This window comes from Lentzea waywayandensis (genome assembly GCF_900115955.1).
GTDB classification, from domain to species: Bacteria; Actinomycetota; Actinomycetes; order Mycobacteriales; family Pseudonocardiaceae; genus Lentzea; species Lentzea waywayandensis.
This window is the reverse complement of record NZ_FOYL01000001.1, coordinates 746822-766006: the sequence shown is the minus strand read 5'-3', so window position 1 is coordinate 766006 and position 19185 is coordinate 746822. Positions and strand designations below refer to the sequence as shown.

General features: G+C 70.6%; 18 protein-coding genes. 12 read left to right on the top strand and 6 right to left on the bottom strand.

The window, feature by feature from the left end; translation table 11 throughout:
- Positions 1–14: 14 nt before the first annotated feature.
- The 7 genes from BM417_RS03580 (at position 15) to BM417_RS03555 (ending at position 11056) form a co-directional block, all read left to right on the top strand.
- The gene (locus tag BM417_RS03580) at positions 15–1712 is read left to right on the top strand and encodes a 3-hydroxyacyl-CoA dehydrogenase family protein (RefSeq protein WP_093588249.1); all 1698 of its coding nucleotides are present in this window, start codon (positions 15–17) and stop codon (positions 1710–1712) included.
- Positions 1713–1785: 73 nt separating this feature from the next.
- Positions 1786–2232: a glycosyltransferase gene (locus BM417_RS03575; protein WP_093588248.1), complete on the top strand. Its 447-nt coding sequence runs from the start codon at positions 1786–1788 to the stop codon at positions 2230–2232.
- Between the two features lie 153 nt (positions 2233–2385).
- Positions 2386–4983 (top strand): LuxR C-terminal-related transcriptional regulator, encoded by a 2598-nt coding sequence (locus BM417_RS03570; protein WP_093588247.1) that lies wholly within the window; start codon positions 2386–2388, stop codon positions 4981–4983.
- Entirely contained in the window at positions 4983–7655 is a 2673-nt protein-coding gene (locus tag BM417_RS03565) for an ATP-binding protein (protein ID WP_245821713.1), read from the top strand. Before BM417_RS03570 ends, BM417_RS03565 begins: the two co-directional genes overlap by 1 nt.
- A 352-nt stretch (positions 7656–8007) precedes the next feature.
- Positions 8008–8679: a PAS domain-containing protein gene (locus BM417_RS47530; RefSeq protein ID WP_177320257.1), complete on the top strand. Its 672-nt coding sequence runs from the start codon at positions 8008–8010 to the stop codon at positions 8677–8679.
- A 6-nt stretch (positions 8680–8685) separates the two neighbouring features.
- Positions 8686–10041, top strand: coding sequence for an aldehyde dehydrogenase family protein (locus BM417_RS03560; RefSeq protein WP_177320256.1), 1356 nt, complete (start codon positions 8686–8688; stop codon positions 10039–10041).
- Between the two features lie 13 nt (positions 10042–10054).
- A complete protein-coding gene (locus tag BM417_RS03555; protein ID WP_093588245.1) occupies positions 10055–11056 on the top strand; it encodes a beta-ketoacyl-ACP synthase III in 1002 nt (333 codons plus the stop codon).
- A 49-nt stretch (positions 11057–11105) separates the two neighbouring features.
- On the opposite strand, the gene BM417_RS03550 is transcribed toward BM417_RS03555, so the two are convergent.
- Both BM417_RS03550 and BM417_RS03545 read right to left on the bottom strand, forming a co-directional pair.
- The gene (locus BM417_RS03550) at positions 11106–11510 is read right to left on the bottom strand and encodes a DUF6069 family protein (RefSeq protein ID WP_093588244.1); all 405 of its coding nucleotides are present in this window, start codon (positions 11508–11510) and stop codon (positions 11106–11108) included.
- Between the two features lie 27 nt (positions 11511–11537).
- The gene (locus BM417_RS03545) at positions 11538–12248 is read right to left on the bottom strand and encodes a Crp/Fnr family transcriptional regulator (RefSeq protein ID WP_093588243.1); all 711 of its coding nucleotides are present in this window, start codon (positions 12246–12248) and stop codon (positions 11538–11540) included.
- Between the two features lie 108 nt (positions 12249–12356).
- Between BM417_RS03545 and BM417_RS03540 the strand changes: the two genes are divergently transcribed.
- On the top strand, positions 12357–13277 hold the full coding sequence (locus BM417_RS03540) for a PucR family transcriptional regulator (protein ID WP_093588242.1): 921 nt from the start codon (positions 12357–12359) through the stop codon (positions 13275–13277).
- Between the two features lie 112 nt (positions 13278–13389).
- The gene (locus BM417_RS03535; RefSeq protein ID WP_093588241.1) at positions 13390–14154 is read left to right on the top strand and encodes a PucR family transcriptional regulator; all 765 of its coding nucleotides are present in this window, start codon (positions 13390–13392) and stop codon (positions 14152–14154) included.
- Between the two features lie 10 nt (positions 14155–14164).
- Here BM417_RS03535 and BM417_RS03530 read toward each other — a convergent pair whose 3' ends face one another.
- On the bottom strand, positions 14165–14587 hold the full coding sequence (locus tag BM417_RS03530) for a YciI family protein (RefSeq protein WP_093588240.1): 423 nt from the start codon (positions 14585–14587) through the stop codon (positions 14165–14167).
- Between the two features lie 117 nt (positions 14588–14704).
- Between BM417_RS03530 and BM417_RS03525 the strand changes: the two genes are divergently transcribed.
- Together BM417_RS03525 and BM417_RS03520 are read left to right on the top strand one after the other, a co-directional pair.
- Positions 14705–15097: a CoA-binding protein gene (locus BM417_RS03525; protein ID WP_093588239.1), complete on the top strand. Its 393-nt coding sequence runs from the start codon at positions 14705–14707 to the stop codon at positions 15095–15097.
- A gap of 77 nt (positions 15098–15174) precedes the next feature.
- On the top strand, positions 15175–16053 hold the full coding sequence (locus tag BM417_RS03520; RefSeq protein WP_093588238.1) for a ParB/RepB/Spo0J family partition protein: 879 nt from the start codon (positions 15175–15177) through the stop codon (positions 16051–16053).
- On the opposite strand, the gene BM417_RS03515 is transcribed toward BM417_RS03520, so the two are convergent.
- Entirely contained in the window at positions 16050–17156 is a 1107-nt protein-coding gene (locus tag BM417_RS03515; protein ID WP_143138484.1) for a helix-turn-helix domain-containing protein, read from the bottom strand. The genes BM417_RS03520 and BM417_RS03515 overlap by 4 nt on opposite strands.
- 122 nt (positions 17157–17278) lie before the next feature.
- Between BM417_RS03515 and BM417_RS03510 the strand changes: the two genes are divergently transcribed.
- Entirely contained in the window at positions 17279–17860 is a 582-nt protein-coding gene (locus tag BM417_RS03510) for an NUDIX domain-containing protein (RefSeq protein ID WP_245821661.1), read from the top strand.
- 107 nt (positions 17861–17967) lie between these two features.
- Here the strand turns inward: BM417_RS03510 and BM417_RS47525 are convergent, their stop codons facing one another.
- Together BM417_RS47525 and BM417_RS03505 are read right to left on the bottom strand one after the other, a co-directional pair.
- Entirely contained in the window at positions 17968–18126 is a 159-nt protein-coding gene (locus tag BM417_RS47525) for a hypothetical protein (protein WP_177320255.1), read from the bottom strand.
- Positions 18127–18190: 64 nt separating this feature from the next.
- Complete coding sequence (locus tag BM417_RS03505; protein ID WP_143138483.1) at positions 18191–19147, bottom strand: hypothetical protein; 957 nt, start codon at positions 19145–19147, stop codon at positions 18191–18193.
- Positions 19148–19185 lie beyond the last annotated feature (38 nt).

Below are 19185 nucleotides of genomic sequence, written 5' to 3'. Positions count from 1 at the left end.
GCAAGGAGCCGGACATGCTCGTGATCGGTGTGGTGGGGCTCGGCAGCCTCGGGGAGGGCCTCACGAAGGTCCTGCTCGCGAACGGGGCCGAGGTGATCGGCGTGGACAGCGAGCTCGAGGTGCTGTCGCGCGTCCACGACAGGCTGAGCTGTTCCCGGCTGAGCCTCGCGACCGAACTGGTCGACCTCAAGCGGGCCGACCTCGTCATCGAGGCGCTGCCGGAGGACTTCGGCGTCAAGGAGACCGTGCTGCGGCAGCTCGTCGACCAGTGCGCGCCGGGCACGGTCTTCCTCACCACCACACCGACGCTGTCCGTGGCGAAACTCGCCATCGCGTCCGGCGCACCGGACCGCGTCGTCGGGCTGCGCTACTCCATCCCACCGCCGTACGGGTGTCACGCGAGCCTGATCGGCACGTCCATGGCCTCCCCGGAGGCGTTTCACCTGGCACGCAAGGCGGTCCGGCTGGCAGGCACCGAGCTCGTGAGTCTCGGCGGCCGGCCGGTCGAGGCCGCGTCCGCGCTGCTGTACGCGTGCATGAACCGCACGATGAACCTCGCCGACGAGGGCTACGCGACCGTCGAAGACCTCGACGCCGCCCTGAAACTGGGCTGTGGCCTCAAGTTCGGCCCGCTGCACCTGCTCGACCTGATCGGGCTCGACACCGTCCGCTCCGCTCTCCGGAACCTCCACGACCTCACCGGTTCCGCCTCCTACGTCCCGTCACCGTTGCTGGACCGCAAGGTCGAGGAAGGCCACCTCGGACGGAAGACGGGCCGGGGCTTCCATCGCTACGACGACCGCGGCGAGATGCTGCCCCCGCCCCGCAACCGCGTGAGCGAGGGCGAACCACGCGAGATCCGCCGCGCGGGTGTCGTGGGCGCCGGGCTGATGGGCCGGGGTATCGCGGAGGTCCTGATCGTGGCGGGCATTCCCACCACGCTCGTCGCCCGCACCCAGGAAAAGGCCGAGGCCGCGCGGGATCAGATCTGTTCGTCTCTGACCAGACTCGTGCAGAAAGGCAGGATGTCCGAACAGGACCGCCAGGACGTTCTCGCGCGGCTCACCGCCGCCACGGGCTACGAGGCGCTCGCCGGAGCGGACATCGTCATCGAGGCCGTCGCCGAGGACATGGCCGTGAAAACCGCTGTGCTGCAAGGCATCGACGCCGCCGTCAAACCCGGCGCCATCATCGCCACCACCACGTCGAGCCTTTCCGTCACCGACTGCGCGAACGTCACGAGCCGCCCGCGGGACGTGATCGGGCTGCATTTCTTCAACCCCGCACCGGTCATGAAGCTCGTCGAGATCGTCCGCACCGAACACACCGCCGACGACGTGCACGCCACCGCTCACGCGCTGGTGAAGTGGCTGCGCAAGACCGGGGTGGACTGCGCGGACCGCGTCGGGTTCATCGTGAACCACGTGCTGTTCCCGTATTTGAACGACGCCATTCGCATGCTCGACCGCACCGACGTCACGGTCGAGGAGATCGACACGGCGATCGTGACGGCGTTCCACCACCCGATGGGGCCCTTCACCCTCCTCGACACCATTGGTCTCGACATCTCGCTCGCCATTCTGGAGACGCTCAGTGCGGCCTCTCCCAACGGAGAACCCGCGCCCGCCGAGGAACTGCGCCGGCTCGTCGCCTCCGGTCACCTCGGGCAGAAAACAGGCAGCGGATTCCGGCTCGTGAACAAAGGAAAGTGAGAGATTCCCGAGCATTGAATGCCGTACAACGGCATCAGGCAGCACGTCGTTCGCAGAGAGGTGGTCATCAAGGATGGCCGAGGAGGTCGGCGCCAGGCGGCACGTGGCGATCTTCGCCAATCCCGCGCAGGGTCAGGCACTACCGGCGCTCGCGGTGATCGAGGAACTGGTGCGGCGCGGCTACCGCGTCACCTACGCCACCTCGTCCGAGGTCGCCGCCCGTCTCGCGCTGAGCGAGGCGACCGAGGGCAGGTGGGACGTGGTGGGGTTCCTCGACGACAGCGCGTCGCCGATCTCGCTGGCACGCGGCTACTTCGCGGGCGACCTGCCGGACCTCGTCGTCTACGACAGCACCGCCGTCGACGTCGCGCGGGCCGCCGCCGAGACGTGGGACGGCCTGCCCGACGACGACTTCGTGGACGCGGCCTTCGGCGAGTTCCTCACGCGCTTCGGGCTCGCGTTCCTCCCGGAGAAACCGAGCCTCTACCGGGTTGTGCCGGGCCGCGTTGTGGCGTATTAGTTCACTGACTGGAACCGGCGGTGGATTCGCCACCCGCACAATGCGGAATCACCGTGCCAGACTTTGACACTTGCCTCGCGGAGTTTGCGGTCCGGTCACCTGGGGCATTTATCCTCAGCGCAGGGTCACTCTTCGAGCCTGAGGCGGTAGGCGGTGGACGACCAGTCGGAGCTCTTCGGTCGTGAGAGCGTGCTCACCGCGGTGGCGCACCACACGACCGCGGCCCGCCGTGGCACGGGCGCGCAGGCCGTGCTCGTGCGCGGGGGCCGGGGCACCGGCAAGTCCGCCGTCCTGCGCCTGGCCGCCGCGACCGAGACTCGTGCCGGGACAACGGTGCTGAGCGCGGGCGGCCGCGGCGAACGCCTGCCGCTCACCGTCGCCCGCCGGCTGCTCGCCCAGACCGGCACGGGAGTTCCGGAACTGACGGACACGTCCGCGGCCGCCTTCTACCGCGTCTATCGCGCCATGTGGCGTGACGTCGTGACGCTCGCGCAACGCTCGCCCGTCTGCCTGGTCCTCGACGACCTCGACGCGTGCGACGACGCCACCGTCCGCTGGGTGGACTTCGTGCTGCGCAGACTCGGCGACGAACCGGTCAGCCTGGTCCTGTCGCAGAACTCGCCGCTGCACGTGGACCTGGCCCGCGCGCACGTGGTCGACCTGCACCCCCTCACCACGCCGCAGGTCGCCGACATGATCTCCACGACCCTGCACTTCCCGCCGGACGCGGTGTTCACGAACCTGTGCCTGCGCCTGTCCGGCGGCATCCCGAGCCACCTCACCACCGTGCTCGCGGACATCCGCGCCGCGCAGGCGCTCCGCCAGGAGTCCGTCGAGCTCGTCGCCGCCCGGCGGCTGCGCGACCAGCCGGAACACCTGCGCGCCATCGCCACCGCGCTCGTGGTCGTCGACCGCGAGGAACTCGTCGGGCCGCTCGCCGGGGTGTCCGCGCGGGTGGCCGAGACCGGGATCTCCACGCTGCGCAGGCACCACCTGCTCGGCGAGGGCCTGCCCGACCACGTCCGCGCCTGGTACCGGGCGGGAGTGCTGGACGTGCTCGACCCGGCCGAGGCCGCCGAGCTGCGGCACCGCGCGGCGGTCGTGCTGGACGAGTTCGGGCACGACGCGGGCGCGGTCGCCGACCAGCTCGTCCACCTGCCCGCCGTCGACGCGCCCTGGATGTCGCAGGTGCTGCACGAGGCGGCCGCGGGCGGGCAGCCCCAGGACGCGTCCCGTTACCTGCGTCGTCTCGTCGAGCTCAGTCCCGACGACGTCGAGCTGCGGGTCAACCTGGCGACTGAGCTGTCCCGGCACGATCCCGCGCAGGCGTGCGAACACCTCGCCGCCGCGTTCCACCGCACCACCGACCCGGATCTGCGGGCCGCGCTCGCCGTGAAGCACGCGCTGACCGGGCGCACCCGCGCGTTCCTGCGGCTGGCCCGGGATCCCGCGCTGTCCGCGGACCTCGTCACGCTGCTCGACGCCGTGCAGCTGTCGATCGACCTCGACGACGCCCGCGTGGCCGCGGCGGCCGTCGCCACTGCCACACCACCGCCGGCGGGAGACACGACGGCACGACGATGCCTGCTCGGCGTCGTCGCCGAGGCCACCATGCGCGGCGGGGGATCGATGGACGCCGCCGTCGGGTACGCGCGGGCCGCCCTCGCCGACTCGGAGGCGCTCACCGACTGGTCGATGCTCTCCGCCGCAACGGTTCTGCGCGTGGCGGGCCATGCCGGGGAAGCGCTCTCCGTGCTCGACCGGGCCGTGGACGCCTTCTCCGGCAACGGGGACTCGCTCGCCCGCTGCCGATCGCTCGTGCAGCGCGCACTCGTCCACATGTCGCTGGGCGATCTCCAGCGTGCCACCCTGGACGCCGCGACGGCGGTCCAGGCGATGCGCGACGGCGGCTGGCAGCTGCCGCGCGCGGTCGTTCTGCTGGCCTGGCTGTCGTTGCAGACCGGCAACACCCCGTTCGCGGAGAAGCTGCTCGACGAGATCGACGAGGACGAGGTCCGGCACCTCACCCCGGTCCACCGCGAGTACCTCCGCGCGTCCGGCTGGCTCGCCTTCGTGCAGGACGACCTCCCGCTGGCGGCCGAACGGATGGCGGCCTGCCAGACGGTGATGTCCGCGGTCGGGCTCAGCGATCCCGGCGCGCTGCCGACGTGGATCGACGTCGTGCAGGTGATGACGCTGGCCGGACGGGACGCCACCGTCGCCACGCGCGAGGCGGACCGGCTGGCCAAGGCCTGGCCGACCAGGGAGTCGGCCGCGTTCTCCCTGCTGGCACAGGCCTACGCCACGACCGGGCTCGGCGCGATGGACATGGCCAGGGCCGCCGCGGACGGGTTCGCGGCGGTGCCGTCGCTCATCCAGCAGGCACGGACCGAACTGCTGCTGGGGCAGCGGTGGACCGGCGTGGGCGATTCCCGGCAGGCGCGGGCGCACCTGCGGGCCGCCGTCGGACTGGCGTTGCGGGCCGGCAGCCGGACGCTCGCGGACTCGGCCAGGACGTTGCTGCTCGGCGTCGGCGGGCGGATGCGCGTGCCGTCCACTGTGGACGGCCTGGCGGTGCTGACGGCCAGCGAGCGCAAGGTCGTGGACCTGGCGGCGGCCGGCGTGACGAACCGGGCGATCGCCGACCACCTGTTCGTGACGCTGCGGACCGTCGAGGTGCACCTGACCCGCGCCTACCGCAAACTCGGGATCTCCAGCCGTGCGGAGCTGGCGGACTACCTGGCCTCGTGATGATCCTGCTCGAACGCACCGGCGAACTGCGCCGGCTCACCGAGGCGCTGCACCGCGCACGCCAGGGTGACGGCGGCCAGGTCGTCATCACCGGACCGCTCGGCTGCGGCAAGTCCGCGCTGCTCGACGCGATCCGGACGCGGGCCACCGGCTTCCGCGTGCTCACCGCCACCTGTTCCGCGCTGGAGCAGGACTTCGCGTTCGGTGTCGCCCGCCAGCTGCTGGATCCCGTGCTGGCACAGGACCGCGCCGGCCTGCTCAGCGGCCCGGCGGGGCTGGCGAGACCCGTGTTCGACGAGGACACGCCGGTCGACTCGGTGTTCGCCGTGCAGGAGGCGGCGATCAGCGGACTGACCGCGCTGCTGCGGGCGATCGGCGCCGAACAGCCGGTGTTGCTGCTGATCGACGACCTCCAGTGGGCCGACGACCCGTCGTCGCACTGGCTGGTGACGCTCTCCGCGACGCTGAAGAGCCGGCCGATCCTGCTCGTCGCGGCCACCAGGGACAGCACGCGCGGACTGCTCGAGAGCACCGAGATCCGGCCGGAACCGCTGTCGCCCCAGGCGATCGCGGAACTCGTCGAACGCCGCACCGGCCGGCGCCCCGACGACGAGTTCGTCGCCGCGTGCCACGAGGTGACCGGCGGCAACCCGATGTTCCTGTGCGCGGTGCTGCACCACGTCACGAGTCCTACGGCCGACCAGGTCCCGCACGTCCAGGAGCTGCGCCCCGCGCGGCTCAGGGAAAGGCTCGTGCGCGACCTCGCCACCCAGCCGCGGTTCGCCCGGGACTTCGCCAAGGCCGCGGCCGTGCTCGGGGAGGATGAGCTGGTCGGCCGGCTCGCCGGGCTCACCGACCGGCAGGCGCACGAGGCCCAGCGCGTCCTCGACCAGGCCGGTCTCGTGATCGGCAGGCCGGTGATCAGGGACGCGATCGAGGAGTCGATGCCCGTCGGCGAACGCGACGGCTGGCAGGCGAAGGCCGTGAAGTTGTTGCACGACAACGGCAGGCCCGCCGAACAGGTCGCGGCCCGGCTGCTCACCGTCACTTCCGCGCAGGGGGCCTGGGCGATCGAGACGCTCGGTGAGGCCGCCGCGACCGCGTTGCGCCGAGGCGCGCCCGAGGTCGCCGCCCGCTACCTGCGCCGGGCGTTGCGTGATGTCCCCAGGGATTCCGAGCAACGCGCCCGGCTGCTCGTCGACCTCGCCACCGCCGAACGCCTCTTCGACCCCGCCGCGTCCGTCCGGCACATCTCCTATGCGGTGCCGTTGTTCCGCGAGGTCGAGGAACGGGCGGCCGCGCTCGTGCGGATCGCGCCGACCGCCCTCGGCTCGGCACCCCGGCCCGTGCGCGACCTCATCGACCACGTCGCCGCCGGCCTCGCGCACAACCAGGAGCTCGCGTACCGGCTCGAGGCGCGGCAACGGTACGCGTGGCACTCGGACCCCGCGTTGCTCGCCGACTCCGCGCAACGCCTCCGGCAGATCAGCGGCACCACCGCCGGCGAACGCGAACTCCAGATCGTGCTGCTCGACGCCGCCATGCTCACCGCCCGCCTGCCCGCGCACGAGGTCGCGGCCATCGCACGCACCGTGCTGCGACAGGAACCGCCGCACCCCAACCACGTGCACACCGCGTTGCCGTTGCTCATCAAGGTCCTCGCCGCCGCCGACGCCGCGCACGAGGCCGTGCCGTGGCTCGACCAGGCGCTCGGGCAGGCGACGAACACCGTCGAGCAGGCCCTGATCCGCGCCCAGCAGTCGTTCGTCCTGATGCACCTCGGCAGGCCGGGGGAGGCGCGCGCGGCCGCCGAACACGCCGTCGACCTCGCCGTGCTGGACTGGCGCGGGGACACCACGACCGCCGCGATCGGGCTCATCGCCGTCGCCGTGGACCTGCGCGATCCCGGCCTGATCGCGAAACTCCTCGTCTCCCGGCCCGATCGCGACGAACCCGCGGGCGTGGACGCCGTCTACCGCATGCTGCACGCGATGGGTGAGGCGCTGGCGGGGGAGCACACGCAAGCGCTCGAACGCCTCCAGGACTGCGGTCGCGTGTTCGACGCCGTGGGGTGGCGCAATCCCGTGCTGCTGCCGTGGTGCGTGTACGTCGCACGGCTGCACGCCCAGCTTGGCGACTTCGCGGCCGCCCGAGACGCCGCGGCGGCCGGGTGGGACCGCGCGGTCGGCTGGGGCGCGCCGCTCGGCATCGGGCGGGCGCTCACCGTGCTCGGCCGCTACACACCCGGCGGCCAAGGCCTCGACATGCTGCGCGAGGCCGTCGAGGTCCTGCACGCCAACCCGTTCGAACGGGCCAAGACGCTGCTCCACCTCGGCGCACGGGAACGTGCGGACGGCGACCCTCAGGCGCAACGCCGCCTCGGCGACGCGCACCGGCTCGCGGTGGAAAGCGGCGCGGAAAGACTGGCCCAGCGAATCGCGAAGGAACTCGACGGTAATTCACCCGGCATCGTCGTGGCATTGACCCGCGCCGAGTTCAAAGTCGCCGGACTCGTGGTCCGCGGTCTCACCAACGCGGAAATAGCGGACGAGCTCGCCGTGACCTCGCGCGCGATCGAGAAACACCTCACCAACTCGTTCCGCAAGCTCGGCATCCGCCGCCGCACGGAACTACCCGGCGCGCTCGCCAGGGCCTACCCGCCGCACGCGTAACACCGGCGACACATCTACGAATTTCTTGTGCGCATGTGCCGCACAGTTGAGCTGGGCCTCAGTTACCGCGCGGTGCCGTCTCGATCGGCAGCGCGGGCATCCGTGCAGTTCAGAGCCATGATGCGCGATCAGGTGAGACGCGGCCGAAACGCCCTACCGAAATACGCGGACGCCTCCCCGAACCCCCGGCCCACCCCTACCACAACATTAGGGGCCACCCCTCACACCTCGTTGACCGGGTTCGGCAGATCTTCCTACGATTCATCGTGTCAAGGCGAGAATCGGGAAATAGTTCTAGATCGCCTTGTGGACGCCTCAAGTTTCATTTTCTGCACGAGAGGGATTCTCTCTGATGCACACTGTTGCCGCTGGTTCTCTCGCAACCGACCAGATCGCCGTTCCGGACGCGGACGTGTTCCGCTCCCTGCTCGAACGCTCCGGTCTCTGCCTCGCTCGTCTCGACCTTCAGCTGCGCGTGGTCGAGGCCAACGACGACTTCGTGACCCAGTTCGGCCACTCCCGCGAGTCGCTGCTCGGCCGCAGCTTCTACGAGCTGCTGCACCCAGGCGTGCACGGCCCGATGCGCAAGCAGTTCGACCGCCTGGTCGAGGGCCGCCGCCAGCGGTTCGTGGAGCACCTCGCCGGCATCGGCCCGCGCCACGCCGTCTTCACCGGCGACATCACCGGCATCGCCGTCCACGACGTGCACGGCGACCTGGTGCAGTTCGTCGTCGTCGTGAACCCGGAGAAGGGCGAGCAGCCCAACGCCGTCGTGGTCGACCGCAACCGCATCCTCACCGAGCTCGACGCCCGCATCCTCGAGGGCATCGCCACCGGCGAGTCGACCGTGCGCCTCGCGTCACGGCTGTTCCTGTCGCGCCAGGGCGTCGAGTACCACGTCGGCACGATGCTCAAGAAGCTCAAGGCCCCCAACCGCGCCGCGCTCGTCTCGCGTGCCTACAGCCTCGGCGTGCTCAGCGTCGCCAGCTGGCCGCCCCGGGTCTCCGCCGACTACATCAAGTAGGCCGTCGTGGAGGAGATCCTCGACCGGGCGGCACACGCCGCCCGTGAGTGGGGCACGACCCGGCCGGACGAGCGGGCGGCGGCACTCGACGCCGTCGCCGAGGCGCTCGACCGGGAGACCGGCGACCTGGTCGCGCTGGCCGAGTGGGAGTGCAGGCTCCCCGGCGAAAGCCTGCGCGCGGAGGTGGCCCGCACCACCTTCCAGCTGCGCTCGTTCGCCGGGTACCTGCGTTCGGGCGCGGTCAACGGGGTCGTCGTCGACCGCGAGAACCCGGCGTGGCCGGCCGGACCGAGGCCGGACCTGCGCCGCATGCTGGTGCCGCTCGGACCGGTCGCCGTCTTCGGCTCCACGTCGTACCCGTTCGCGTTCTCCGTGGCCGGCAGCGACACCGCGTCGGCGCTGGCCGCCGGGTGCCCGGTCGTGGTGAAGGCGAGCCACAGCTATCCCGATCTCGCCGACCGCACGGCCGAGATCGTCGAGGAGGTGCTGCCCAAGGGCGTGTTCGCGCTCGTGCACGGTCAGCGCCGGGCCCGTCGGCTCGTGCTCGACCCGCGGATCAGGGCCGTCGCGTTCATCGGGAGCAGCCGCGTGGGCCGCGAACTGCACCACCTCGCCGCGACCCGGCCGGAGCCGATCCCGTTCTACGGCGGCTTCGGCAGCGTGAACCCCGTCTTCGTGACCGCCCGGGCCGCTCGCAGACGCGGTCAGGAGATCGCGCGCGGGTTCGCTCAGGCGCTGGCGCAGCAGAGCGGACAGCTCTGCACGAAGCCCGGACTTCTGGTCGTACCAGAGGTTTTCGCCGACGACGTCGCCGCCGAGGTGCGCGCGTTGCGGGCGGAACCGTTGTTCAACAAGCTCGTGGCGAAGCGGTTCGAGACGGGCGTGGAGGCGTTGACGGAGTTCCTCGACGTGCTCGTCGAGGGCGGGTCCGGGGCGGGCGGGCACGCGCCGACGTTGTTGCGCACCACCGCCGCCGACGTGCTGAACGGCCACGACGACGTGCTGAGCGAGTGCTTCGGGCCGGTGTCCGTCGTGGTGACCTACCGCGACAGCCACGAACTGCTGGAGCTCGCCGCCGCGTTGCCGGGACAGCTGACCGCGACCGTGCACGGCGAGGACGACGACGTCCTGCCGGAACTGGTCACCGAACTGACCGGGCGGGCGGGGCGGATCGTGTGGAACCAGTGGCCCAACGACATCGCGACGACTCCGGCCATGCACCACGGCGGTCCCTGGCCCGCGACCACGTCGCCGTTCCACACCTCCGTCGGCGTGCGGGCCGTCGAACGGTTCCAGCGTCCCGTGGTGTTCCAAGGGTTTCCCAGCCACTTCCTCCCGGAAGTCCTGGCTGACGAACGGTGAGGAAGGTCGGAGAATGCGCGCAGCGGTGGTCGCGGGACTCGGGTCATGGCTCCCGCCGCGGGTGGTCACCAACGACGAACTGACAGCCAAGCTGGACACGACCGACGAGTGGATCCGGTCGCGGATCGGGGTCGCCACGAGGCACGTGGTCGAACCCGGCATGGCGACCTCGGACCTGTCGGTCGAGGCGGCGCGGCGGGCACTGCGGTCGGCGGGCGTGCCGGGCGCGGGAGCGGTGATCCTCGCGACGACGACACCCGACAGGCCCTGTCCCGCGACGGCTCCGGAGATCGCGTCGCGGCTGGGACTGATCGACGTCCCGGCGTTCGACATCGCGGCCGTGTGCACGGGATTCGTGTACGGGCTGGGCGTCGGCGCCGGGTTGATCACGGCCGGCATCGTGGACAGCCTCATCATGATCGGCGGGGACGCCTACTCGACGATCCTCAACCCGCAGGACCGCACCACGTCCGTCATCTTCGGCGACGGCGCGGGCGCGGTGGTGCTGCGGGCGGGATCCCCGGACGAGCCGGGCGCGCTCGGGCCGTTCGACCTCGGCTCGGACGGCGAGCTGTCCGACCTGATCACCGTGCCGGCCGGTGGCTCCCGGCAGCGGTCGTCGCGCGACATCGTGCCGCACGGCGACAAGTTCTTCCAGATGGAGGGCCGCGAGGTCTTCGCGAACGCCGTCGCCCGCATGTCCGCCGCGTCGCGCAACGCGATCAAACGGCAGGGCTGGGTCGCGTCCGATGTGGACAGGGTGATCGCGCACCAGGCCAACACCCGGATCCTGGACGCGGTGTCGGCGGAGCTCGAGGTGCCGCGGGACAAGTTCGTCTCCAACATCACCGACGTCGGCAACACCTCCGCCGCCTCGATCCCGCTGGCGCTCGCGCACGGCGTGCGATCGGGGGAGCTGCAGGTGGGGCAGAAGGTGCTGCTGACGGCGTTCGGCGGCGGCCTCACGTGGGGCGCCACGACGCTGGTGTGGCCGGAGCTCAGTCTCTCGGAGTGAACGCGAGAACGGCCGGGAGGACATGCCCTCCCGGCCGTTCTCATTGCTGTCAGACAGGAAGTACGCGGCGGAAGATCGGCACGGACACCGCCGCCACGACGACGTGCATGACCATCAGCGCGAGCACGCCGACGACGCTCGCACCCGGCAGGAAGAAGACCGGGACGTCGGCGAGGAACGACACCACGACCACGATCGGCACGAGTTTGCCGAGCGTGCGCGCGGGATCCTTGGCGCGCTTGCGGATCGTCGCCCACGCGATCGCGGCGATGATCACGCCCAGCGCGGTCAGCACGACGTAGCCCTGCGGTTTCAGGCCTTCGACGGCGTTCGGGTCGGCGCCCAGCGCCTGCGCCAGGTACGACACGACGGCGTTGCCGATCGACGCCACCACGATGGTGGCCACGACTCCCAGCACGACCTTGCCCGTGCTGGTGCGGGTTTCTGTTGTCACGGAGGATCTCCCTGCGTTGCGGTTGATCTAGCGCTGCGAGGGCACGGCGGGCATGCCCACGCGGACCCGGCGCGACAGCTGGGCCGGGTCGGTGAGGAAGATGCTCTTGCGCTCGATCGAGATCCAGCCGCGCTGGGCGAAGTCCGAGAGCGTCTTGTTGACGGTGTCGCGGCGCGACCCGACGTACTGGCCGAGCTCCTCCTGGGTGAGGTCCTCGATCATCAGCAACGCGCCGCGGCGGTCCGTGCCGAACCGTCCGGCCAGGCGCAGCAACGCCTTCGCGAGACGCGCGGGGGCGTCCATCTGCACCAGGTCCATGCGCATCTGGTGCGACTCGCGCTGCCGGCGGGCGATCTGGCCCAGCAGCCGTTCGGTGATCTCCGGGCACAGCGCGAGCCACTGCGTCAGGTCGGCCCGCGAGATCCGGCCCGCCTGCACGTCGGTGATCGCGACCGTCGTCGACACCGACGGTGCCGCGTCGAACAGCGTCGGCTCCACCAGGAGATCGCCCGCGCAGTGGAAGTCCAGCACCAGTTCGCGGCCGTCGGGGGAGGTGCGGCAGGTCTTCGCCTTGCCCGCCCGCACGACGATCAGGTCGTCGGCGGGGACACCGAGCCGCAGCAGCACGTCGCCGCGGCCGAACTCGACGGGGGCGAGGGCCTGCGCGAACTGGCGCCAGGCCTCGTTCGACGGCGTGAGGATCGGCGGCCGCGCCGGGGCGAGCAGCTGAGGTGCCATGCACCCGACGTTAGGGTCGCGGGCACTGGCGTAGCGCTGGAGAACGCTGGGGTTTTCCCCACTGCCCGCGCTGAAACCCTTCAGAGGTGCGAAAGATGGGAGGGACCCGTGCTCTTCGACGTAGGTCGCCTGCTGCACGAGGAGTTCCTCGCCGTCTACCGTGCCGCCGCCGCTGACGCCGACGGCTGGGAGGACGCCGCCGTCGCTGTGGCGCACCGCGTCGGGTCACGTCTGCGCTCGGGGAAGGTCCCGGTCGCCCATGTGGTCGTGGCCTTGCGGTCCACCGACAGGTTGCTGACCGAGGCCATGCTGGACGACGGCGGTGACGCCCGTGCGCTGGCATCCGCCGGAACCGCGCTGGCCGCCGAGCTGATGTCGTCGTTCTGCGTGGCCGACGACGGGCTGGCGGACGCGGTGCTCGCCGGTGGCGCTCCCGATGGTGCCGCCGCGTTCTACACCGTCGTCTCGGTGCGCGGAGCGTTGGTGGACCGAGTGGTAAACGCTTTCCGGCGCCGTGGCACGGTGCTGCGGGCGTCGTCCGGTCATCTGCTGCTGCCGGTCTCCGAAGGGGCCGCGCTCGCGTTGTGCCGGGAGGTGTGCGCCGAGATCGGCGGCGAGGTCTGGCTGTGCGTCGCGGAACGGCCCGCCGCCCGTGTTCCCCTGGCGCGCAGGGAGGTGGACGAGATCGACGCGCTCGTGTCGTCGCTCGGCCGGCCGCCGGGTGTCTACCGGATCGACGACATGTTGTTCGAGAGCGCGCTGGTGGAGACGCCGGAGGTCCGCGACGAACTGGACAGGGTCGTCGCGCCCCTGCTGGCGAACCCCGTTCTGGTGGAGACCGTGCTGGCGTTGCTGGAGGCCGACGGCAACCGGGCGGTAGCTGTCAGGAAGCTGTTCATCCACCGCAGCACCATCGACTACCGGTTGTGGCAGATCGAGGAGCTCACCGGGCTGAGCCCCGTCAACCCGCGTGACCTCGCGGTTCTGGGCACGGCGATCGGAATGAGCCGCGCGAACGCCTGGGGCTGAACGGATTCAGCGGTCCGCGGTGAACGTTAAGGCTCCCTCAAGCGGCCTGTGCCGACTGTCGACAGTTCCCTACCGTTCGGTGCGACACCGCAGGACCTCAAGGAGGCGACGCGTGACCACCGTGCTGGACAGCAGGCTGCTGGGAGACGTGCTGCGTGACATCCTCCGTCCGTTCGACCTTCCCCCGGTCGAGGACGTGGCGACCCGCCGCCGGCTCGCCAGAACCCTGCTCTCCGGCCGGGACAACGGTTCCTTCGACGGACTGGCCCTCGCGTACGCGGTGATCGCGTTCTGCGCGTCCACTGAGGACGACGCGGCTCGCGTGCTGGAAGCGTTGCGGGACAACGCCGACGCCCTGGTGCTCGACGGCGTTCGTGGCGGCTACGTGCTGCTGCCCTGTGCCCAGGACGGCCAGCTCGCGCTGGCCCGTGACCTGCACGCGCGGCTCGGCCTGGACGTGTGGATGGGCGTCGTCTGGGCTTCCCGGCGCGATCTCGCGGCCGCCCGCGCGACGGCGGAGGACGTTCTGCGCGTCGCCTCCTGCCGCGCGCCGGGCGTCTACGAGCTGCGCAACGTCCTGGCGGACTTCGCGGTGCTGCGCCGGCCGCACGTCGCCGAACGACTGGTCCGGGTGATCGAACCCGTGGTGGCGCAACAGCCGTTGCTGGACGCGCTGCGGGCGTTCATCGCCGAGGACGGCAACCGTGCGGCGGCGGCGCGGCGGCTGGACATCCACCGCAGCACGCTCGACCACCGCCTGCGGCTGATCGAACGGCTGACGGGCTGCCGTCCGACCTCGCCGCGTGCGTTGCTGACCCTGAGCGTCGCGCTGACCGCGCACTCAGCGCCCGACGTGCCGTTGCCGCGCACTCACTGAGTCTGCTCACTCACTGACTCTGGGAGGTGATCTGCTCGCGCAGCCGGTCCTCCTGCGCCTTGAGCTCGGGCGTCAGCGCGTCACCGAACGCCTCGTCGCCGTGGACCTGGCGGATCTCGACCTCGCCCTCCTGGAACGGCGCCCTCTTCAGCCACTCCACGGCGTCCTGAAGGCTCGGCAGCTCCCAGATCCAGAAGCCCGCGATCAGCTCCTTGGACTCGGTGAACGGACCGTCGATGACCGTCGTGGCGCCCGTGCCGTCGAATCGGACGCGCGCGCCCTTGTCGCTCGAGTAGAGGCCGTCGCCCGCGAGCATCACGCCGGCCTTGACGAGCTCCTCGTTGTAGTTGCCCATGGCGGTGAGCTCCTCGGTCGTCGGCATCACGCCCTGCTCGGTCTCCGGGGTGGACTTGACGATGACCATGAACCGCATCTCGATCTCCTCTGCCTGGTGTCCGGTGCGTTTCTACCCAGGCGTCGATCGGGGACCCCGGCGTTTCGACCGGCTTCCGGCAATTGTGACCGGGGTCACAAGGTTAGTGTTGAGGGCATGCGCGAAGACGTCGACTGGATCCTCGAGAACTGCCAGGTCTGGGCCATCGTCGGGCTCTCGGACAACCCGTCCCGCGCGGCCCACGGCGTCGCCCGGTTCCTCCAGCAGCGCGGCAAGAAGATCGTGCCGGTGCACCCGTCCGCCGAGACCGTGCACGGTGAGCAGGGGTACGCGACCCTGGCGGACATCCCGTTCGCGGTCGACGTCGTGGACGTGTTCCGCCGCTCGGAGGACGCCGGCCAGTTCGTGGACGAGGCCGTGGAGATCGGCGCCAAGGCGGTGTGGTTCCAGCTCGGCGTGGTGGACGACGCCGCGTACGCGCGCGCTCGCGAGGCCGGTCTGCACATGGTGATGGACGTGTGTCCCGCGATCGAGTGGCGCTCCCGTTGAACAACTAGCTAACCTGGTTCGGTCGTCCGGACACCTGGGGGTTCTGGAGACAATCAGCCTGGGGGGCTTGGTTTCGCATGCTCGTCAACATCACCGCGCTGCGGTCCGCGGAGTCGCCGCGGCTTCGCGGCTGCAGCGACGACTTCGTTCGTTCACTGGCGTCGTCCGGCGCCCAACTGCCACCGATCGTGGTGCACCGCCCGACGATGAAGGTCGTCGACGGCACCCACCGCCTGAAGGCCGCGGTGCTGCGCGGCTGCCGTTCCGTCGAGGTCGAGTACGTCGACGGACCCGTCGAGGACCTGTTCGGGTTGTCGGTGTCGCTGAACCTGTCGACGCTGTCGACCGCGGATCGCGAGGCCGCGGCCCGGCGCCTGCTGCGCTCGCACGCGCAGTGGTCGGACCGCGCGATCGCGGCCTCCACCGGCCTCGCGGCCAAGTCCGTCGGCGTGCTGCGGCGCGCCGTGGGCGGGCAGGCCCCGGTGCGAGTGGGCCGCGACGGCAAGGTCCGCCCGGTCAACTCCGCCGCCGGGCGCAGGCTCGCCGGGCGCATGGTGGAGGAACGGCCCGACGCCTCGTTGCGCGACATCGCCCGTGCCTCCGGGGTGTCGCCGGGGACCGTCCGGGACGTGCGGCGCAGGCTCAGTGCCGGGCTGGATCCGGTGCCGGAGCGGATGCGGGCCGCCGAGCGGGCCGACGCGGTGCTGCCCGCCGGGCGGACCGACATCCGTGATCCCGACGCCACGCTGCCGATTCTGCGCCGCGATCCGTCGTTGCGGTTCAACGAGCACGGGCGGCTGGTGCTGCGGTGGCTGGAGGCGCACGCGGTGTCGTCCGGGGAGTGGGCCACCGTGGTGTCCGGGGTGCCGTCGCACTGCCGGGAACTGGTGGCGGACATGGCTCGCGGGGTCGCGGAGGCGTGGGTGGAGATGGCCGAGGCGCTGGAACGGGTCTAGGGCGCGAACAGGATCTCGCCGATCTCTCCCGCCACCTCACGCCCCGCCGCGGGACGCAGACGCGACAACAGCTTGCTGAACGCCGTCAGGTCTATGTGGACGGTCGCGGACTGCACCTGCCGGATGTCGTCCAGCAGGTCGGCGACCAGTTCGCAGGCGTGGTCGACGTCGCCCGCCTCGGCGTGGGCGAGGGCCCTGCGCAGGCCGAAGCGGGTGCGGGCGCGCAGGGCGGTGGGGGAGATCAGCGGCATCTGGTCGTCGAGGATCGCGGCGGCCTCGGCGTGGCGGCCCAGGTCGTGGAACGACCAGGCGCGGGCGATGGCCACCTGGTCCACGAGGCTCGTTGTGCCGTAACGCTTTTCGCCGAGGGCTCCCTGGAGTTCGGCGGCGCGGTCCAGGGCGGCCTGGCAGCGGTCGGCGGCACCGGCCAGTGCGTATCCCTGGGCTTCGCGTTGGGCGGCAACGGCTTTCACCGCGGTGGAACGGGACTTGGCCGCCTTGCGGGCGAAGCTGACGGTGGCGTGCGCGTCGCCCCGGTACAGGGCGAACTCCGAGGCCCGGACGTAGGCGTAGGCCTCCAGGTCCGGGTCGCCGCCTCGCGCGGCGTACTGCACGGCGCGTCTGGTGAGCTCGGCCGCGGAGGCGTCGTCGCCTCGTTCCTGTTCCATCCAGCCCGCGTACTCCGCGTACCGGGCGGCCAGGAGCCAGAGTCCGCGCCCCAGGCCGGGGTCGTCGGCCGACCGGGCCATCGAACTCAGCGCGTCCACCTGGGGGCGGAGGCTCGACAGCACCACCTCGGGGCTCAGGCGGTGGCCCAGCGCGCGGTGGTGGTCGAACATCGAGTCGAACGTGAGAAGAGTGGTGTGGTCACTGGGGATCGGACGGGCCGGCGCGTCGGCTAGTTCGATCAGGTGACCGTCAGCCTGAAGGACGTTGTCGAAGAGCCTGGCCATTTCGGGGTTCGGGTGAACCTGGCCGTTCTCGATCTTGCTGAGGTGTCCCTTGCTGTACGGTACGAGGCCGGTCATCTGACTGAGCGAGAGCCCGCGCTCGTTGCGCAGGCGGCGAACCTCCTGGGCGAACGTGGGCGACAACGGCTTCACCCCCCTCCCCCCGGCAGTGTGTAGGTCGTCAAACACCCGAATGCGGAATGTCCACTTATTGGCCGTTGATTGACGATCAACTGGGGCTATCTGGAACGGTCGGCGATGGTTCCATGTGAGTCATGGTGATGACGCGGCTCGACGAGGCGGCTGGTGTGGTGATGGTCTGGCAGCGCTTGGCGACCAACGTGGTCCACCGGTCGGAGTGGTTCGAGGTGCGCTCCGACAGCGTCGTCAGACCCGACGGCGGGCATGGCACCTACACGCACGTCGTGGCGCCGGGATCGGTCACGATCCTCGCGATCCAGGACGACGACGAGGTCGTGCTGACCCGCCAGTGGATCTACACGCACGGCGGCACCGAATGGCGGCTGCCCGGCGGCGCCGTCGACGACAGGGACGCTGATCCGCTGGCCGCGGCACGTCGTGAGCTCGCGGAGGAGACCGGGCTGCGGGCGGCGAAGTGGGAGCGGCTCGGCCAGATCCACGGCGCGGACAGCCTGAGCAACCACGTCGACCACATCTTCCTCGCCACCGACCTCACCCAGGGCGAGGCGGCGCTCGAGCCCGGTGAGGCGGACCTGCGCGTGCGGACCATGCCGTTCTGCCACGCGCTCGACCTCGTCCGGCAGGGCATGCTCCCGCACGCCGGCAGTTCGCACGCGCTGCTCGTGATGGCGCTGCGGCGCACGACCCAGAAATAGCGATTCCCAGGGTTTCCTCATTTCGCTGGAAACAGGAAACCCGTTCTCATTCGACTGGCGGAAAGCCACTCTTGGTGCATCGGCGAGAACATCAGCCCGAAAGCCAGTCAGAATGAGAAGGTGAATTCTTCGATGAGAATGATCTGCTCACTCGCCACCGTTATGAAGGTCGCCGCCATCTGCCTTTTTCTGGGATTCATGGCCGGCAGCGTCTTCATTGCAACGGTGATCTGACTTCGCTTCGGACTGCGGTTCTCCCTGGCCATCAAAGGGAGGTGTCAGCCGTGGAACCGCACTTCTGCATCGAGATGATCTGAACCCGCACGGCTTCTAGCGTGGCGTCCACTGCACGCCGTAGCCGCGGCCCTGGCGGGGATGGGGGAACTGCACGTCGATCTCCCCGATCTCGTCCAGCGGCAGCGTCTGCGGCCAAGGCGTCAGGTCGTCGGTGTCGCGTGCCAGAGCCTCTTCGACGCGCCACACCGACTCCGGCAGGTCGTCCCGGTCGAACCGCACCCGCAACCGGAACGACTCGCACATCCGCTCCGGCCAGAACACGTAGGTCGGACGCATCGATTGTCCCCGCGGCACGCGTACTTCGAGCGCGAACTGATGTGTTTGTCCCGCGTTGAGGGGTCGGGGCAACCGCAGCTTCATCAGGAAGCGTCGCGGGGACGGACGTTCGTGGCCGATGAGCTCGACCCCGTGCAACACCTCCACGTCCAGGTCGCCTGGAGCACCGTCGGGCGTGGGTGAGGGGATCGTGATCGACCACGCGATCTCGTTGACACCGTCGGTGTCGGCCACAACGGTCCGGCGTTCCGTGCACGCGGGCGTCGGACCGTCCAGCTTCAGCAGCGCGTCGAACTCCTTGACGTGCCACAGTTCCGACGGCGCCACGTGCGTCGTCGAAGGAGCCGGCTGCAGCGCCACCTCCACCAGGCGCTGCAGTCCGGCGTCCATCCTCCTGCGCACCGTGCGCGCCCCGCGGTCCTGCTGCTTCGCGAGCCACTCGATGCGTTCGTTGAGGAACCGGAACTGCGCTTCGTCGTGCAGTCCGAGCGGCGCCAGAACGGCGTTGCGGACCTCGACCGGGAAACCGCGCGTCGCGTTCAGGACCCAGTCGCGCAGTTTCGTGCGCACGGCTTCGGCGCCGTCCGTCTCGACGATGCCGCACACCTGGCGCAACGCCGGTCCGACGTGCAAGTCGATACCGGGAGTCTGCACACCGCGCCCACGGCACAAGGTGCGCAGTTCTTCCATCAGCTGCTCAGGTGAGACTGGCATCCGTCCTCCGCGCGGAAATGCTTTGCCGGGCATGTCGG